The sequence below is a fragment of the Fictibacillus nanhaiensis genome, from assembly GCF_036213205.1.
Lineage (GTDB): Bacteria > Bacillota > Bacilli > Bacillales > Fictibacillaceae > Fictibacillus > Fictibacillus nanhaiensis_E.
The window spans coordinates 89,159-104,554 of sequence record NZ_JARMFC010000014.1 but is presented as its reverse complement, the minus strand read 5'-3'; the positions used below and the strand labels follow the sequence as shown (position 1 = coordinate 104,554).

Annotated in this window: 17 protein-coding genes; 5 read left to right on the top strand and 12 right to left on the bottom strand. The window is 38.0% G+C overall.

What is annotated here, in order from left to right; all coding sequences use genetic code 11:
• Window positions 1–42 precede the first annotated feature (42 nt).
• On the top strand, window positions 43–561 hold the full coding sequence (locus P4V41_RS14580; protein ID WP_197126868.1) for a tryptophan transporter: 519 nt from the start codon (window positions 43–45) through the stop codon (window positions 559–561).
• Between the two features lie 31 nt (window positions 562–592).
• Here the strand turns inward: P4V41_RS14580 and P4V41_RS14575 are convergent, their stop codons facing one another.
• On the bottom strand, window positions 593–1,018 hold the full coding sequence (locus P4V41_RS14575; RefSeq protein WP_197126867.1) for a YkvA family protein: 426 nt from the start codon (window positions 1,016–1,018) through the stop codon (window positions 593–595).
• A gap of 350 nt (window positions 1,019–1,368) precedes the next feature.
• Between P4V41_RS14575 and P4V41_RS14570 the strand changes: the two genes are divergently transcribed.
• Both P4V41_RS14570 and P4V41_RS14565 read left to right on the top strand, forming a co-directional pair.
• Window positions 1,369–1,650, top strand: coding sequence for a YtxH domain-containing protein (locus tag P4V41_RS14570; protein WP_328085783.1), 282 nt, complete (start codon window positions 1,369–1,371; stop codon window positions 1,648–1,650).
• A gap of 212 nt (window positions 1,651–1,862) precedes the next feature.
• Window positions 1,863–2,444 (top strand): HTH-type transcriptional regulator Hpr, encoded by a 582-nt coding sequence (locus P4V41_RS14565; protein WP_066391382.1) that lies wholly within the window; start codon window positions 1,863–1,865, stop codon window positions 2,442–2,444.
• On the opposite strand, the gene P4V41_RS14560 is transcribed toward P4V41_RS14565, so the two are convergent.
• Together P4V41_RS14560 and P4V41_RS14555 are read right to left on the bottom strand one after the other, a co-directional pair.
• On the bottom strand, window positions 2,435–2,776 hold the full coding sequence (locus tag P4V41_RS14560; protein ID WP_137790539.1) for a DUF1878 family protein: 342 nt from the start codon (window positions 2,774–2,776) through the stop codon (window positions 2,435–2,437). The genes P4V41_RS14565 and P4V41_RS14560 overlap by 10 nt on opposite strands.
• Before the next feature lie 132 nt (window positions 2,777–2,908).
• Window positions 2,909–3,487: a YpmS family protein gene (locus tag P4V41_RS14555; RefSeq protein WP_328085782.1), complete on the bottom strand. Its 579-nt coding sequence runs from the start codon at window positions 3,485–3,487 to the stop codon at window positions 2,909–2,911.
• A 100-nt stretch (window positions 3,488–3,587) separates the two neighbouring features.
• Between P4V41_RS14555 and P4V41_RS14550 the strand changes: the two genes are divergently transcribed.
• Window positions 3,588–3,767, top strand: coding sequence for a hypothetical protein (locus P4V41_RS14550; protein WP_066239985.1), 180 nt, complete (start codon window positions 3,588–3,590; stop codon window positions 3,765–3,767).
• A gap of 374 nt (window positions 3,768–4,141) precedes the next feature.
• Here the strand turns inward: P4V41_RS14550 and P4V41_RS14545 are convergent, their stop codons facing one another.
• The gene (locus P4V41_RS14545) at window positions 4,142–4,237 is read right to left on the bottom strand and encodes a YjcZ family sporulation protein (protein WP_082861266.1); all 96 of its coding nucleotides are present in this window, start codon (window positions 4,235–4,237) and stop codon (window positions 4,142–4,144) included.
• 99 nt (window positions 4,238–4,336) lie between these two features.
• Entirely contained in the window at window positions 4,337–4,426 is a 90-nt protein-coding gene (locus P4V41_RS14540; protein WP_419181320.1) for a YjcZ family sporulation protein, read from the bottom strand.
• A gap of 232 nt (window positions 4,427–4,658) precedes the next feature.
• Between P4V41_RS14540 and P4V41_RS14535 the strand changes: the two genes are divergently transcribed.
• On the top strand, window positions 4,659–5,552 hold the full coding sequence (locus P4V41_RS14535) for a peptidylprolyl isomerase (protein ID WP_328085779.1): 894 nt from the start codon (window positions 4,659–4,661) through the stop codon (window positions 5,550–5,552).
• A gap of 229 nt (window positions 5,553–5,781) precedes the next feature.
• On the opposite strand, the gene P4V41_RS14530 is transcribed toward P4V41_RS14535, so the two are convergent.
• The 7 genes from P4V41_RS14530 to P4V41_RS14500 form a co-directional block, all read right to left on the bottom strand.
• Window positions 5,782–6,126 (bottom strand): sporulation YhaL family protein, encoded by a 345-nt coding sequence (locus P4V41_RS14530; protein WP_328085778.1) that lies wholly within the window; start codon window positions 6,124–6,126, stop codon window positions 5,782–5,784.
• A 65-nt stretch (window positions 6,127–6,191) separates the two neighbouring features.
• On the bottom strand, window positions 6,192–7,502 hold the full coding sequence (locus tag P4V41_RS14525) for an MFS transporter (protein WP_328085776.1): 1,311 nt from the start codon (window positions 7,500–7,502) through the stop codon (window positions 6,192–6,194).
• 618 nt (window positions 7,503–8,120) lie between these two features.
• Window positions 8,121–9,080, bottom strand: coding sequence for a 3'-5' exoribonuclease YhaM (gene yhaM / locus P4V41_RS14520; protein ID WP_328085775.1), 960 nt, complete (start codon window positions 9,078–9,080; stop codon window positions 8,121–8,123).
• A gap of 104 nt (window positions 9,081–9,184) precedes the next feature.
• Window positions 9,185–10,549: a HAMP domain-containing sensor histidine kinase gene (locus tag P4V41_RS14515; protein WP_328085774.1), complete on the bottom strand. Its 1,365-nt coding sequence runs from the start codon at window positions 10,547–10,549 to the stop codon at window positions 9,185–9,187.
• On the bottom strand, window positions 10,546–11,223 hold the full coding sequence (locus P4V41_RS14510; RefSeq protein WP_328085773.1) for a response regulator transcription factor: 678 nt from the start codon (window positions 11,221–11,223) through the stop codon (window positions 10,546–10,548). Before P4V41_RS14510 ends, P4V41_RS14515 begins: the two co-directional genes overlap by 4 nt.
• A 20-nt stretch (window positions 11,224–11,243) precedes the next feature.
• Window positions 11,244–14,099, bottom strand: a complete 2,856-nt coding sequence (locus P4V41_RS14505; RefSeq protein ID WP_328085772.1) for an ATP-binding protein — start codon at window positions 14,097–14,099, stop codon at window positions 11,244–11,246.
• A gap of 8 nt (window positions 14,100–14,107) precedes the next feature.
• Window positions 14,108–15,325, bottom strand: coding sequence for a DNA repair exonuclease (locus tag P4V41_RS14500; RefSeq protein WP_328085771.1), 1,218 nt, complete (start codon window positions 15,323–15,325; stop codon window positions 14,108–14,110).
• Window positions 15,326–15,396: the final 71 nt, after the last annotated feature.

The window sequence follows — 15,396 nt, the reverse complement described above, 5'->3', positions numbered from 1 at the left end:
GGAAAGAAATTAGGCTAAGAGTAGCTGAGGAGAGATGAGAAAATGAATACGAATACTAAATCATTAGCTTTAACATCTGTACTTATTGCATTAGGATATGTGTTTCACACAGTCGTACCCCCATTATTTTTTGGAATGAAACCTGATTTATTGCTTGTTATGATGTTTCTGGCCATTATGCTTTCACCAACAAAACAAAACGTGATTATTGCAAGTATGGCAGCTGGAGTCATTTCAGCGTTAACAACAGGTATGGCAGGCGGGCAGATCGCCAATATCGTAGAAAAACCTATAACAGCCTTTATCTTCTTGGCGTTGTTCTTACTAGCTAAAAAAGTAAAAGTTAATGCTATAAGCGCTGTTCTCTTAACCGTAGTTGGAACGATTATCAGCGGTACATTATTTCTTATGGTCGCCATGATCGTCGCTGGATTACCTGGTACATTACTTAGCTTTATTGGAATGATTGTTGTACCAACGAGTATCGTTAGCGGATTGATCATGTTCTTTATCTACCCGATCGCGGAACGTTTATCTAAAAGGTCGAACTTAACAGCTTAATCAAGATAACCAAAATAAAAGCCAGCTCCTACTATGGAGTTGGCTTTACATATTTATCCTCTTCTTCTTTTTCCTCTTCCCATGTTTGAAAAGCAGAAATCTCAGTTGATAACGTTGAAAAAATAAAAGCTAGGACAGTCGCATCATCCAATAGACCAGCTCCGATAAGAAAATCTGGAACTGCATCAATAGGACTTACAAAATACAGAAGGCCTGCGACCACTAATACTAATGATTTTTTGGAAACATCCCGATAATCGCCTCTTTTATATGACTTAACCATTCGAACTAACGCTTTCACTTGAGAGCCTAGGTTACTTAAACCTTGTTTATCTGGTTGCGAACTTTTTTTCTCAGCTTCTGTAACGAGTTCACCTGTTTGAGTAGAACTTTCGAGCACTGCGTTCGCCTTTTCCTTCATTTTATTAAAGTAATTGCCGATTGTGTTTTGTTTCAACCCATATCCCTCCATTCTTTTTATTATGTATACCCTCTTTTAAACCTCTTCGTCAATTATGAACCTTTTTTTCCTTTTCATTTATTTTATATTATCTTTCTCCAAAGTCAGTCAAATATCTTCTATTTTAGACAAGTATGACATTTTTTAAAATGTATCTCTATTTCACTCATTTCCTTGTCACATCAATGTTTTCAAATTTCGACCGTTCTTTTAAAAGATAATCTTAGTTGTCCAAACATGACGAAATCTATCGGGAAATATTTTTATATTCGTCATTATTTTTCATAGGAATATAAGAGAAATTCACGAATTAATTAGATTATAAAAGAATGAGGAGGAATTATAAGATGTCTAAACAAAAATCCATGGTAGTAGGTTTCGCATTAGGAACGGTGGTTACAGCAGCAGCTACGTTACTTTCAACACCTAAAGCAGGTAAAGAGGTAAGAAAAGATCTTAAAGTAAATATGGATAAAATGAAATCTACATTCTCCAGCATCAAGCGTGATGGCATTCAGCTTAGAGCAAAGATCAGATTTGCTAATAAAGAAAAAGAAGTGGCACTACAAGAAACTGCTGCTTCGACAATTGAAGAAGCACCTGAAGAAATGGAACAAGAAATTAAATAATCCCAAAAAAATTCTCCCTTTTGGAGAATTTTTTTTATCTTACTTATGAACGTGGCTGAACACCTACTTAAAAACACCATATCAGCTAAAAGTTATATAACTATTTTACTAAAAAATAAGGAAAAATTGAAAATTTTTACTTTCTTATTATAGGAAATACTGGCATAATGAGGAATAGGATGTGTTTTATAAGATGGAGGGGCATTTTAAAAATGAACAAAGATCAATTATATAGTTTTCAAGAAGCCATGATCTATAGTCACAAACTTTCACAGATTAGTAAAGCTTTATGGAAAAGTGTAGAAAAAGACTGGCAAAACTGGATTAAGGATTATGGTTTAAACATCAATGAACACCATATTCTATGGATTGCTCATCATCTTGAGGGTGCATCAATCTCTGATATTGCAAAGTTTGGCGTTATGCACGTATCCACTGCTTTTAACTTTTCAAAGAAGCTTGAAGAACAAGGCTATCTAACATTTTCTAAAAAAGAAGATGATAAGCGAAATACATATATTTGTCTAACGCCTAAAGGTGAAGAGCTATTACTTCAAACATTGAACACGTATGATCCTTCAAAGTTTGGTGTTTTTAGCGCTTCCATGCCGATTAAAGAGTTATTTGGGAGATTTCCAGAGTTTCCCGAATTGATGTCGATCATCCGCAATCTATATGGTGATGATTTTATGTCAATTTTCAACAAACTTGAAGAAAAGATTGAAGCATCATTAGATGATCAGCCTGCGTCACCCGTGATAGCAGCTGAGGAAATTGCCTCTTCTCATTCGTAACGTACAGATAATTCGTATAGCTTTTCCATCAAAGAAATATATTTTTCTTGTTGAAGCAATGCCGTAATCGTTTCCCTTGGAGAGAGCTTTGGTGTTAGCATGCCTGCAAAGTGCAACAGCAGCGGCGTGTAATGCACAAAGCCTTCTTCACTCTGCATTTCATACTTTCGTTGAAGCTCATCGCAAAGAAGGAAGACCTTATTCACTTCCTGCTCGGTGAGCTTTTTTTCCATGACTAGTCTGAAAAACGGATACGCTGTAAGATCGACACTCTCAATCGTTAGCTGATTATAAAATTCTAGTCGTTCTAGTCGTTCTTCCACCGTCTCCATACAAAACCCTGCTTTCTAGTCATTGTCTGTCTATAATAATTATAATCCAACTTTCTCCATTTGGGTATGAATAATTGATGAAGAATGATAAAAGCGCTTCACCCCACCAAGTATGAGAAGAAGCGCTTCATTTTAGTTTTTTGTATAAACTCCTAATTTAATAGAGTTATTCTTTAAATCAAATTCTTCAGCTTTAACAGCATAACCTGGCTTTGTTGGCATTTCTGTTACTCTCATCAAAATGCTTTCATCTTTCGGATATACATCCACCCATTCAGGAAACTGAACGGTCTTTTTGATAAGCGTAAACACCTCGTCACCAGGTAGCGGAAAACGCCCCACTTGCATGTCCTTCTCCTTCAATAACAAATCTCCGTTTTTAAGAACTTCAGGTTCAAATGTAACTTGGTATGGAAGTTCTTGATCGAAAGCAATAAATGATCCATTAAGAACAGCTTCATCATTTCGCAAATTTACATATACGTTCACATCCGGCGCTTTTTTGCGCAGTTCTTTATTCAACAGATCTTCTACCTGTTCTTTTTCTGTATGTATGCTCAATAACTTTTGATTGTCCCCAAGATTGTTTTCTAGTGAACTACGATCTAATTGACCACCAGCCGGATCCTTAACAAGGATAATGAATATAGCTATCGGTATGATTAAAAATATCAGCAAAAATGTAAAAAAAGCCGTTTTCCACTTATTCATGATCTTCTCTCCCTCTCTCGTCTCTTAGAAGTTATTTTCCTATTCATATTCCACAAATTTTGGTAAAGTTAAACAAGTAGTTCATGTTGGAGGTTTTCATATGGCAGGCTATATCTTCGTTTTTTTAGCACCAATTTTTTTATTTGTATTTAATTCACTTACACACAAATTATGTGATAAAAAGAACTTGTCCAGCAAGCAACAAGACTCGGTTTACCGTACGATTAACGTTTCTATTACCATTCTGCTCATTTCATCCTATATTTCAAACGTTTTATAAAAAATAAAAACTTATACATTGATTCTCTCCGAAAGTAGTTGATCTCCGCTCCTGGATGCTCGCTTTTGGCGGGGTGTACGTTGAGCCTCCTAGCGCTATGTGCTTTTAGGAGTCTCAACTGTCCCACTGCTCCCGCTGAAGTCTCGCACCTTGCACTCCAACCAACTTGTCAAAAAGGAAGAAGAAATAAAAAAATGAGTTCAAATATAAAAAGAGGGAACCTGAAATTGCATTCCCCCTTGAGTAACCGTACCATACACATGCTGCACCTTTTGATCAAGAGTAGTAAAACACACATTAACGAAACTGCTAATAAACGTCAAGCCTGATCAGTTCCCTTCACAAGAAAGGTCCTGTTTAGACTGTCATTTATTTTAGCAGAAACATGCAGCACCTACGATAATCAAAAGAATAAACAACACAACAATCAATGCGAAGCCTTTTCCATGCCCGTATCCACCGTAACCCATGAAAGCCACCTCCTTTGATATTCTGTACACTATCCTATGCATGACCCTCTATACACGCATAGGCATTCGCCCTTTTCAATCATTTAAATTTTGTTCTTATTAGCAGTAACAAGCTCCTATAATGATGAGAAGGATAAAAAGAACTAAGATTAATGCTATTCCTCCCCCATGACCATAACCATAACCCATCATCATACCTCCCTTTTCTTTCTCCATATCATATAGTGATACGCCCTGTTTTGATTAGACGAATGACCCGGTTTATAAAATTTTTTTAAAAAAGTCGTGTGGAATACCCGAAAACACAGGTTTTATAATGTGTAAATTTTCTCATATTTCATTTATTGAATAGGAATACCCATAACGTTTATGCTATAGTAAGAGTTGTTAAATTATTACTTCACAGTAGGAGTGTTTGAAAATGAAAAAATGGATGTTATCAGTAGGGCTCACAGCGGGACTTATTTCTTTATCCGCTTGTAATAATGCTGGTGGTGCTGATTCAGAAGCCATCGTAGAATCTAAAGCAGGAGATATTACGAAAGAGCAATTCTACAATAAGATGAAGGAACAATATGGTGATCAAGTACTAAATCAAATGATCGACGAAATGGTTCTAGAAGATAAATATAAAGTAACAGACAAAGAAATTGAGAAAGAAACAGAAAAGATTAAAGAAGAACTTGGCGGCGAAGATGCTTTCAAACAAGCACTTGAGCAAAACGGCTTATCTGATGAAAAGCAGCTAAAAGAACGCATCAAGTCTATGCTTTTAAATGAAAAAGCAGCAACAGAGGGTGTTAAGATTTCTGAAGATGAAATGAAAAAAACATTTGATGAAAAATATAAAACAGAAGTTAAAGCTAGCCATATTCTTGTAGAGGATGAGAAGACGGCAAAAGAAGTTCAAAAGAAACTGAACGAAGGTGGAGACTTTGCTAAATTAGCGGAAGAGTACTCTAAAGACCCTGGTTCAAAATCTAAAGGTGGAGACCTTGGCTTCTTCGGTAAAGGCGCTATGGTTCCAGAGTTCGATAAAGTTGCCTTTACACTTGAAAAAGGCAAAACAAGTGAACTTGTTAAGTCTGATTACGGTTACCACATCATTAAAGTAACGGACAAGCGTGAAAACAAGTTTGAAGACAAGAAAGAACAGATCGAACAAGAGCTTAAGCAACAAAAAGCGAAGCCAATCACTGAGATCTTAGAGAGCCTGAAGAAAAAAGCTGATGTTAAAGTAAAAGATAAAGAATTAAAAGAGAAGATGGAAAAGAAAGCAGAACAACCGCAAATGCCACAAATGCCTCAACAATAATGGCATGAAATATGAAAACCAGACCCTTGATGGGGTCTGGTTTTTGTTTATATACTTATTCTGTAAGCTATGCAGAAGAATTTTACACCACAATTGGCTGCAAAATCTTTCTTAAAAAAACAGAAGGATTTAGATCACATAAAAAATGATACCATTAGCTTGAACCTGTCTATCTTAGAAAGACAGGAAAAAGACCTGCAATCAGCAGGTCTTTTCCTTAACTCTTATTCTACAGACGATTTGAATCATCATTATAATTACCTTCATCCCCTGCTGCTGCAACTAGATCCTCCGCATCATCATCAGCGGAAGACTGAGCTGATTCCTGAGCCTTCGCTCTCTCGATTCTCTCCATGTATACTCTGCCTTCTTCTTCTATCACTCTTTGCTCGATTTCTCGATCTTCCTGAAACAATGTAACGATTCGATAACCGCTATAGATAATGCCGCAAAGCACGAAATACATCCACCATGGAGTCATAGTAAAGAAGTTGCCCACTCCAGCTGAATATTCTTTTAAAACAAAGGCAGCTATAAGTATGGCACCGAAAAATAAAGCAGCGTATCCTTTCATCGATTAACTCCCCCTTATTAGACAAGCTTTTAATTTTAGTCTATGAGGGAAAATAAGAAGTTATGTCATGAAAGTGCAGGTTCAGCTTTAGATTCTTTTTCTGTTTTATTTGACTGAACTTTCTTGTCAAACGCACGGAACATCAAGTAATAGAGTCCAGCACTCATCATCGCTAACACAAAAAGAAGATAAAACGTATTCTCAAAGCCTATCCACATCGTTAATGGAATAGAGATCGGTGCAATCGTACGCCCGATTGTAAAGCGCAGACCCGCTGCAGCAAAGTACTGTCCTCTCATGTTTTCTGGCGCAAGCTTTGAAATAAAGCTTTCTTGAATTCCAACTACCATCAGCTCAGCCGTTGTAAAGATGACCATGGCACCAAAAAGAATCCACATCATCGTCGTACTGCCGAACACAAGCATCGACACACCGTATAAAAGTGCAGAAAGGATAAAGACTCTGCCTTCTTTGAATCGGTTCATCCATTTAGCCATCCACACTGTACATAATGCTACCATTAATCCGTTAAGCGAGATTAGGTAACCAAATACTTTTTCACCCGTTAACGAAATGTCCCAATTGCCAATCGCAAAGAGCGATTGCTCTGGTACTTTTTCTGTTGTGTAAACAGCTAGGAGTAGGTCCATCTGCATAAAGGTTTGAGCGACAAGAATCCCCGCTAAGATAAAGAGCAAAAATAACTTATCACTCGCGATCACTCGATAGTCTTTCAACTGTTCACCGATCGCCTGGAACCAATTCTTATCAGTTCCTACGTGTTCTAACACTTCTTTTTTTACGGGTACCGTTTCACGAATGTATTTCGCTAAAACTACCGCTAACACCACACTCACGAGTAAACACGCTAGTAATAGTTCGAAACGATAAGAGAAAAAGAAAATACTTCCCAAGACAGGGCCAAAAACCACAGATATATTAATCGATGTATAAAACACCGCAAATACTTCACTTCTATGCTTTTCTTCTACAACGTCTGCGATCATCGCATGACTAGCTGGCCAATATAGAGAACCAAACAGTCCTAACGTTGAAAACGCAATAAACGTTAAGATCGGTGAGTCCAGCCACGGTGAGTTAGCAAGACAGAAAAAGATAAACGTCACTGCTTGACCCCACGCTGAAATAACCATCATCTTCTTTCGACCATATTTGTCTGCACAATAGCCACCTACAAGGTTAGTAATGACACCTACTACTTGTGATAGGACTAATAAAATGCCAGCCGTTGTTTTCCCCATCTCATCCGAAAAATAAATCGCCATAAACGGGAAGAACATCCAAAATAATAGATTTACAAAAAATTCTCCGATTAAACGAACCTTTAGATTAGCATCCCAATCTTTCCATCTCATGCTGTTCACTTCTTCCTTTTCGTAATTTCCGACACTGTTGATTTCTCTGATCCGACTTTTGAGCAGTCCCTTTCATAAGCAAGCAGTGAATACAGCGATTTTCCAATGAGAGCATAGAAAAAAGCCTATGAGTATACACCGTTACATGTGCATACCATAAGCTTTTCGTTAAAAAGGCTTTGATTGGCACATGGAGAGGATTGCTCAAAAGTAAGTAGATCGCATAGCAAAATAAGCCTTCCCAAATGGGACTAGACGTTATTTAGCTTGCTTTCTTACCTTACCTTGAACAATGCTTTCCATGAGTCATTGCCTCCTAAAATTTCGTTTCTTAACTTCCAATTCCAAATTTACCATATCTCCCATTTTTACACAATGGGTTAATTTTATTAAAGTTGGTGCTTCGTTGTCCTTGTCAGTTGTTGATTTCCGTTTCAGGTTGTTCGCTTTCCGCGGGGCAGGCGGTGAACCACATTCGTACGTTTCACTTTTAAGTGTCTCACCTGCCCGCCTGTCCCGCAGGAGTCTCACACCTTCCACTACAATCAACTTATCAAAGAAGACAATAAAAACGATCAATAGCAAAAAACACTACAATACTGACTTTATAATAGGGTCTTAATTTTTCGCAAATTCCCCTTGAAAAAGAGGCTTATATAACGATCGATTTTCTAGAGCGAACTGCTTATCCGTAAATTCTCCAGGCTGTACCTTTTCGAGAGCCCGGTCCATCATATTCATTCTTGCGTCAAAATTATCAATCATATGAAGGATCTCTGCTTCACGAATCAACGGCGCTTTAGGGCTTCCCCACTCAGGTTTACTGTGATGACTTAAAACGAGATGCTGAAGGACGGTTACTTCTTCTCCTTCAATCTCTAGTTCATTTGCGGCCTTTCCGATCTCGTTCACCATGATGGTAATATGACCGAGTAGCTTTCCTTCGAGTGTATAAGACGCAGCAACTGGACCTGACAACTCGATGACTTTTCCAAGATCATGCAGAATGATTCCTGAATAAAGAAGATCTGTATCTAGAGAAGGGTAAAGCTTGCTGAACGCTTTTGCCATATCCAACATGGATACAACATGAAAAGCAAGACCTGATACAAACTCATGGTGGTTCTTAACCGCAGCAGGGTATTCTAGAAATTCAGCTTGATGTTTCTTTAATAAATGCCTTGTGATTCGTTGAATATTTGGATTCTTCATCTCAAATATGTATTTGGTGATCGTCTCTACCATCGCGTCTTGGGATAATGGAGCTGTTTCTAGAAAATCACTAACCTTAACACCATCAAGTTCCGTTGCAGGGCGAATGGCTTTAAGCTTCAACTGCATTTTCCCTCTGTAATTCCCCATCTCACCAGCTAGTTTTACGATACCTTGAGCTGCGTACAGCTCTTCATCTTCTGGTGAACTATCCCATAGTTTTGCCTCCACATCACCTGTTTGATCTTGAAGGATCAACGTTAAGAATGGTTTACCATTACTTGCCGTTCCTTTAACAGATGATTTGATAAGAAAGAAACCATCTACGATCTCTCCTACCTTATAAAACGCAAGTCCTTTTTTCATCTTTCACCCCGCCTTTCTTTGCTTTAGTATAGCATATCCGTCTATTTAACTACTTGTCATAACACTAAGTTGGTAAAATTTACGAGTAGTGAATGATTCTCTTTTTAACCCTGCCTTTTAGGGCTAGTTATAGGAATCTTAATCTGAAAAGCTACCCCTTCTGCTCTATTCTCGGCAACCACTTTTCCTCCGTGCAATTCCGCAATCCGTTTTACAATAGCAAGACCCAGTCCAAACTGACCTTTATTTCCTTTTCTGAACGGCTGAAAAATTTCTTCTCCCGTTACACCCGTAAGACTCTCTCCATCGTTAAACACTTCAATAACAAATTCAGTTCCGTTGTTAAAAGCTGATAGCCTGATGGTCTCGAGTGCATATCGCAATGCGTTCTGAACTAGATTATCCAGCAGTATGCCCCATTGCTCTTTATCACCATTTAGATTGTAATGATTACCTGTAATCTCAAAGTCTATATCTTCACGCTGATATCTAAAGCGTTCAACAATATCTTCTGCCAAGTCCCCAAAGTTAAAGTTCTCTTTTGTAAAAACATCGAGTTTCATAGCGTCGAGCTTTGTATAGTACAGCATGTTTTGAACACGCTTTTCCATTCTTTCGGTTTCTTTTAAGATCACGTCCATCATATCTTCTGTCGTATCCTTCGGCATGATGCCATCTTTTACAGATTGAGCGTAACTCTTAATCGTCATAATAGGCGTCTTTAATTCATGAGAAGCATGCTGAATAAACGTTTTTTGTGCATAATCATGTCTTAACAAGTTTTGACGCATCTCTTCAAACTGCTTTGAAAGAATATAGAATTCATCATCACCCTTCCAATGAAACGGCTCTTGCCAGTTTCGTTTGGCGATCTGTTCAAACCGCTTTCCTAAAATGGTGAGTGGTGATCGTAAATACCTCGCTAACCAAATGGCAGGAATTATAGAGAATATACCCGTAAACAACAAAATTAGAACAAGCCTTAACCATAATCGGTTAACCATTTGATCGCGATACGAATCCCACATATAGGAGATCAAGTACACCTTTTCACCTTTTACATTTGTCTTAGTTGAAATCGCATAAAATAAGGTCGCACCTTCGTAAGTTAACTCGTAACGACCTTTATTCTTCTTTTGGTTGTATGCTTTTTCTGCCATCTCATAAAGAACTTCGTCAGGTATTAAATCTCCTTGTGAGTTGGCATACTTGTCAACAATCACAACATGTCCAACATCACGAGCAGCAGTACTTCTCTCTATAAAATCTTTAGGTGATTCCCCTTCTCTAGGAAGCTGGTTGTTTGGATCCCATACATTCTGCTGCTCATTCTCAATGATTCGATACGTTTCTTCAGTCAGCGTGTCTTTAATGGAAAGCGGATAAATGATTGCTGTTAATAGACCAATCGTAAATATCAGCAGTCCGAATGAAAGCCATATACGCTGAGTTAGATTTAAGCGTATCATGACGGTATAATCCTATAACCAGCTCCGTAAACGGTCTCTAAGTTCAATCGAGGCATCTTCTTCCGTACGCGTCTGATCACATCATCCACAGCACGTTCAGATCCGAAATAATCGTCTCCCCAAACATATTCTAAGATCTCTTCTCGCTTACGAGATTTCCCTTTGTTCTCGATCAAATAAAGAAGAACGTCGATTTCTTTTCCTGTAAGGTTAATCATCTCTCCATCACGTGTGATCTTTCTAGAGATCGGGTCAATCATATACCCCGTAATTTCAATGGTTTGAGGTAGGCGGTTACCGGTTTCATATATTCTCGTCAACAGTTTTCTAACTCGAATAACGAGCTCTCTTGGCATAAAAGGCTTCGCTAAATAATCATCACTGCCAAGCTCAAGTCCTACGATTCGATCCAAGTCTTGGTCTCTTGCAGAAACAAAAATAACAGGAATATCTGAAGTCTTTTTGATCTCTTTAATAATTTCATAGCCATCCATACCTGGCAGCATAATATCTAGAATCCAAAGATGCGGTTTGTTATCTTCCGCACTCTTTAAAGCATCTTCTCCATTGTGAAAAACCGAAACGCTCCAGCCTTCTTTTTCCATATAGGCTTTTAGCACTTGAGCAAGATCTTGTTCATCTTCGACTAAGTAAATGGAATACTCATTTGACATGAGCCATTCCCCTCCTTTGGTTACATTTCCGCGATAACGGATTGGTGTGGCCAATGTATGACAGGGACAGATGGAACGGTAGAAGTGATGTGTTTATGACAGGTAAAGAACAGCACCTGCCGATCAAACGCAGCTTCTTGTATCAGTTGTAATGTTCGTTTTGTCCTTAGTCCATCAAAGTTAACCGCAATATCGTCCATTAAAATCGGAAAGTCTCTCGGTCCTGCATGGTAAGCTACTGCTAATCGGATAGCCAAATACACTTGTTCAGCAGTACCCCGGCTTAACTCATGCGGGTAAAAACCTATGCCTTCCCCGTTTACAACCATTAGTTCATTTTTGTCTGTGAACGTAATAGATTGGTATTCACTTTCTGTTATTTTACTAAAATAAGCACTCGAAGTCTCTAAAACCGCTGGCAGCTTTGTTTTTTGATAATCTTCTTTTACTTTTGAAAGAGCATGTTGTGCAAGACGTAAGCTTGCCCACTTCTTCACTAGCGTGTTCCATTCTTCTTTTAGCAGCTCATATCGATGCAGATTCTCTGAGTAACTGCCATCTTCAAGCAGTTTCGCTAACTCCCAATCTAGTTTCCCTTTTGCTTCAACCTTCTCGGCATATTGTTTTTGCTTTTCTTCCTCTTTCTCTTCTAAAAATGAAATATGATGAAGCGTTTTTTCAAAGTGTATCGTTACTTTCTCCGTCATTACACCAATTTCATCTTTTGAAAATCCTAACGATATGAATTGATGTAATAGCGTTTCACGTTCTTCTTTTAGCTTGCTAGCACGTTCCTTGTTTTTACCTTTTACATAAAAGTCAGCTTCATTGCTAACCTTCGCATCATTCCATAAACTGCGGATCTGATCATCTAAAAAGGTGATTTTTTTCTCTAGTTCATCTCTTCGCTCTATGAGTTCCTTTCTATTTTGCTGAAGGTGCTCTGCTCGTGACTGATTTTTCAGTTGCTTCTCCAATTCGGCATAACAAGAATTGATCCAGTTTTTCGTATCTTCTTGGAGTTCTTCTCCAAATATAAGTGATAGTGAGCGGGCTTTCTTCTCATAATTACTCTGTTTAAGCGATATATCTTGTACTTTTTTTTCTGCTTCATTCCGCTGTCTTAACAAATCCTTGAGCTGAAGGACTCTCTTCATATAGCCTGATACGAAAATCTGATTCAACTGCCCTTTGTACCCGTTATCGTCTGACCATCGTTGAGCACGGTCCCAGATAGATGCTTCTTCCACTTCTAAATAATCTAGCCGTTTAGCAAGCTGTAAATAGATGTTGTTTTCATTAGAAAGCTGAAGAGAAAGGTGCATCCATTGTTTACGGTGGACCTCATCTTCTAACAATCGATGGTGTACGTGTTTTGGCATTTCTTCACCTAACTGATTCTTCCTCAAATACATAAAACTTAGCACTAGCGAAGTAATCAACAGAAGAACTCCACCAAACATGACTGGTGAATGTTTAGAAATCCAGCCAGACCAAAGAAGTAACACGGAAGAAAAAATCGGCAATAGTATTGTGTAGAAAGGAATATTTCTTGTTTGCTTATGATTTGAATGCTGAAACTTTGCATATTCTTCTTCAGATAGTAGGTTCGCTTTTTGTTTTGCTTCTTCCGCTTCTAAACGCTCAAGATTCATTCTAGAATCCTCGAGCTCGGCTTCTAACCTATTTTTTTTATCTACAATCTGCTCATACTGCCTGATTAAATCTTCTAGAAGATGAAGAGAAGATAATGACAGTAATAGTTTCTTAAGCTCTACTTCAGACCATGTTTCTCCGATCTCATCAAAAAGATTTCTTTCTTCATTTCTTAAAGACTGTATGTGACGTTGAAGCTCTTGCGACTGATTGAAGAGATGTTCATATTCGGGAAGTTGATTAAACAAACGTTTAATCTCTGTTTCGTATTTAACCATTCTTTCATTACTTATCACTGATTTCAGCTCGGTTTCAACGGCTTGAATACGGCTATCTGTGTACGTTAAGTCACTCTTCAAGCCTGAATATTCTTTACGCCATTCCTCATATTGTTGTAGTCCGTTTTCTGGAAAATCAAATGGTTCATAATCAAGAGAGTTGATCTCTACATCAAGCTGTCTATATTTTTGCAGTACAGGCTTTAATTCGAGTAGCCTCTTGTTTGAGAGAAGTTCTGTTTGGATATCCGTCAACTCTTGTTTAATTCTACCAAGATCCTTTTGATGACCCTCTTTTTCGTTCGTTAACGCCTGATAGCTCTCGTTTTTTTCCTTTAAGAGCTGAAGTGATTTTGCTGATGAAGAAAGCTGTTCTAGCTTTTCATTAATGATTGGTTTTTTGCCCGCTTTTTTAAATAAAATGGCTTGTTTCTTCTCAAAAGTCTGTTCAATGTCGAGTAGATCACGGTCACCTGAGATAGCGGTGCTTAATAAAAAGTTGCCGAGTTCTTCTGAAGATAGCTTGTCTAATTTTTGTAATCCATCAAGACCAAAGCAAAAAGCACCTGTATACAACGATTGTTCCATTCCATCCAACAACTGAATCAGAAATGCTTCTTCTTTCTGCTGTCCAGTTTCATCAAAAAGTGTCACATCACCGCTTACAGTAGATCGTGCAATTCTCTCAATCGTCCATGTGCCGTGTATCTGATGGTGAATGGTGATCTTACCACCCATTCTGTTTCCGTCTTTCGGTTCATAACGGCGTTGATTTTGACTTTTTGTAGGAAAACCGTAAAATATACACTTTATAAAGTCCATCAGTGTCGTTTTTCCTGCTTCGTTTTCTCCGTAAAGAATCTGCAGCCCCTTATTTTCAAAGTTAATTCTACAATCCTTTAAACCACCGAAGTGATAGATATGAAGGGAAACGAGTTTCATATTTCCACCTACCTGCTTTTATGGAATTCTGATAATAATAATTGTTCTGCTTGTTGTTTAATATCTTCCCAATCTTGTTCATTTAACTCTAAGTATTTTCTCGCTGTTCGGTGTGTAGACAATTCAGAAATCGCTTGTTGCAGTTCACCATCATCTTCTAAAACACTCTGTAAATCTTGAAAAAATGCAGACTGTTTCATCGATCGTTCTTCTTGCAGAGAAGGAGTTGTTACATTTTTAATCGAAACAACATGCACAAAAGAAGAATCATAATCTTCCTCACGCATGATCTCTTCTAAATCTTCTATGAACGTTCCATCCAAAAGATCATGATAAAGCTGAGTTTGACCCGTCAACTTTAAGACGAGGAGTACACCTTTATTTCGATGTTGGTGCGTACTGATCATTTTTTCACACAATAAGATTACTTCTTGCAGACTATCAACCTCTGTTAAGTCAACACTACATTCCTGCCAATCGATTTCAGACGTGGAGTAAAAATGACTTTTGACATCGTTATGGTTTAAAGTAACGATGTAACCACCTTTTTCTCCTAGTTCTCCACTATGTCTGCCTTGTATATTCCCTGAATAACGAACGGGTGGATCTATGTTTAAATCTATTCTTTTATGAATGTGTCCGAGCGCCCAATAATCGTAGCCTTTTTTTAGAAGCTCAGTTAACAAAAAAGGTGCGTATCTGCTGTGTCCGCTATAACCATCAGCCTGACCATGCAGAATCCCAATATGATACAAATCATCTCTTTTTTCCGGATAATGTAACGTTCGATCATCTGTCACGGCTGCTGTTTCATAGCTGAATCCGTGCAAAGCCGCAACCTGTCTTCCCTTTTTTTCAAAGTAAAGAGTCTGTATGTGGTTCCCATCAAAAAAGTGCACATTGCTCGGCCACTCAAGATCTACCCATTGTCCATCTAATGGATCATGATTGCCATGAACAACATATACGTTTATGTCATAACTATTTAATTTCATAAAACAATTTTTCAAATATGATTGAGCCTTTAAGCTTCGGTTCCCGCTGTCATAAAGATCTCCTGCAATCACTACAAAATCTACTTCTTCTGAAATCGCAAGATCGATCAGGCGTTTAAACGATACGAACGTGCTATCAGAAAGTTGCTGAAAAAGCCCCTCAGGCAACGAGGAAAGTCCTTTGAACGGACTATCTAGATGGAGATCTGCACAATGTAAAAACTTTATCATTTCACTCATCCTCTTTTTCTACCATTCTTCCCTTCATTTTAACATATATACGAAAGCACGTTCGCTTGTGA

Bases quoted from the DNA above. Each gene is read 5' to 3' on its own strand.
- P4V41_RS14580 (WP_197126868.1), top strand. From the start codon at position 43: ATGAATACGAATACTAAATCATTAGCTTTAACATCTGTACTTATTGCA.
- P4V41_RS14570 (WP_328085783.1), top strand. From the start codon at position 1,369: ATGTCTAAACAAAAATCCATGGTAGTAGGTTTCGCATTAGGAACGGTG.
- P4V41_RS14565 (WP_066391382.1), top strand. From the start codon at position 1,863: ATGAACAAAGATCAATTATATAGTTTTCAAGAAGCCATGATCTATAGT.
- P4V41_RS14560 (WP_137790539.1), bottom strand. From the start codon at position 2,776: ATGGAGACGGTGGAAGAACGACTAGAACGACTAGAATTTTATAATCAG.
- P4V41_RS14555 (WP_328085782.1), bottom strand. From the start codon at position 3,487: ATGAATAAGTGGAAAACGGCTTTTTTTACATTTTTGCTGATATTTTTA.
- P4V41_RS14550 (WP_066239985.1), top strand. From the start codon at position 3,588: ATGGCAGGCTATATCTTCGTTTTTTTAGCACCAATTTTTTTATTTGTA.
- P4V41_RS14545 (WP_082861266.1), bottom strand. From the start codon at position 4,237: ATGGGTTACGGTGGATACGGGCATGGAAAAGGCTTCGCATTGATTGTT.
- P4V41_RS14540 (WP_419181320.1), bottom strand. From the start codon at position 4,426: ATGGGTTATGGTTATGGTCATGGGGGAGGAATAGCATTAATCTTAGTT.
- P4V41_RS14535 (WP_328085779.1), top strand. From the start codon at position 4,659: ATGAAAAAATGGATGTTATCAGTAGGGCTCACAGCGGGACTTATTTCT.
- P4V41_RS14530 (WP_328085778.1), bottom strand. From the start codon at position 6,126: ATGAAAGGATACGCTGCTTTATTTTTCGGTGCCATACTTATAGCTGCC.
- P4V41_RS14525 (WP_328085776.1), bottom strand. From the start codon at position 7,502: ATGAGATGGAAAGATTGGGATGCTAATCTAAAGGTTCGTTTAATCGGA.
- yhaM (WP_328085775.1), bottom strand. From the start codon at position 9,080: ATGAAAAAAGGACTTGCGTTTTATAAGGTAGGAGAGATCGTAGATGGT.
- P4V41_RS14515 (WP_328085774.1), bottom strand. From the start codon at position 10,549: ATGATACGCTTAAATCTAACTCAGCGTATATGGCTTTCATTCGGACTG.
- P4V41_RS14510 (WP_328085773.1), bottom strand. From the start codon at position 11,223: ATGTCAAATGAGTATTCCATTTACTTAGTCGAAGATGAACAAGATCTT.
- P4V41_RS14505 (WP_328085772.1), bottom strand. From the start codon at position 14,099: ATGAAACTCGTTTCCCTTCATATCTATCACTTCGGTGGTTTAAAGGAT.
- P4V41_RS14500 (WP_328085771.1), bottom strand. From the start codon at position 15,325: ATGATAAAGTTTTTACATTGTGCAGATCTCCATCTAGATAGTCCGTTC.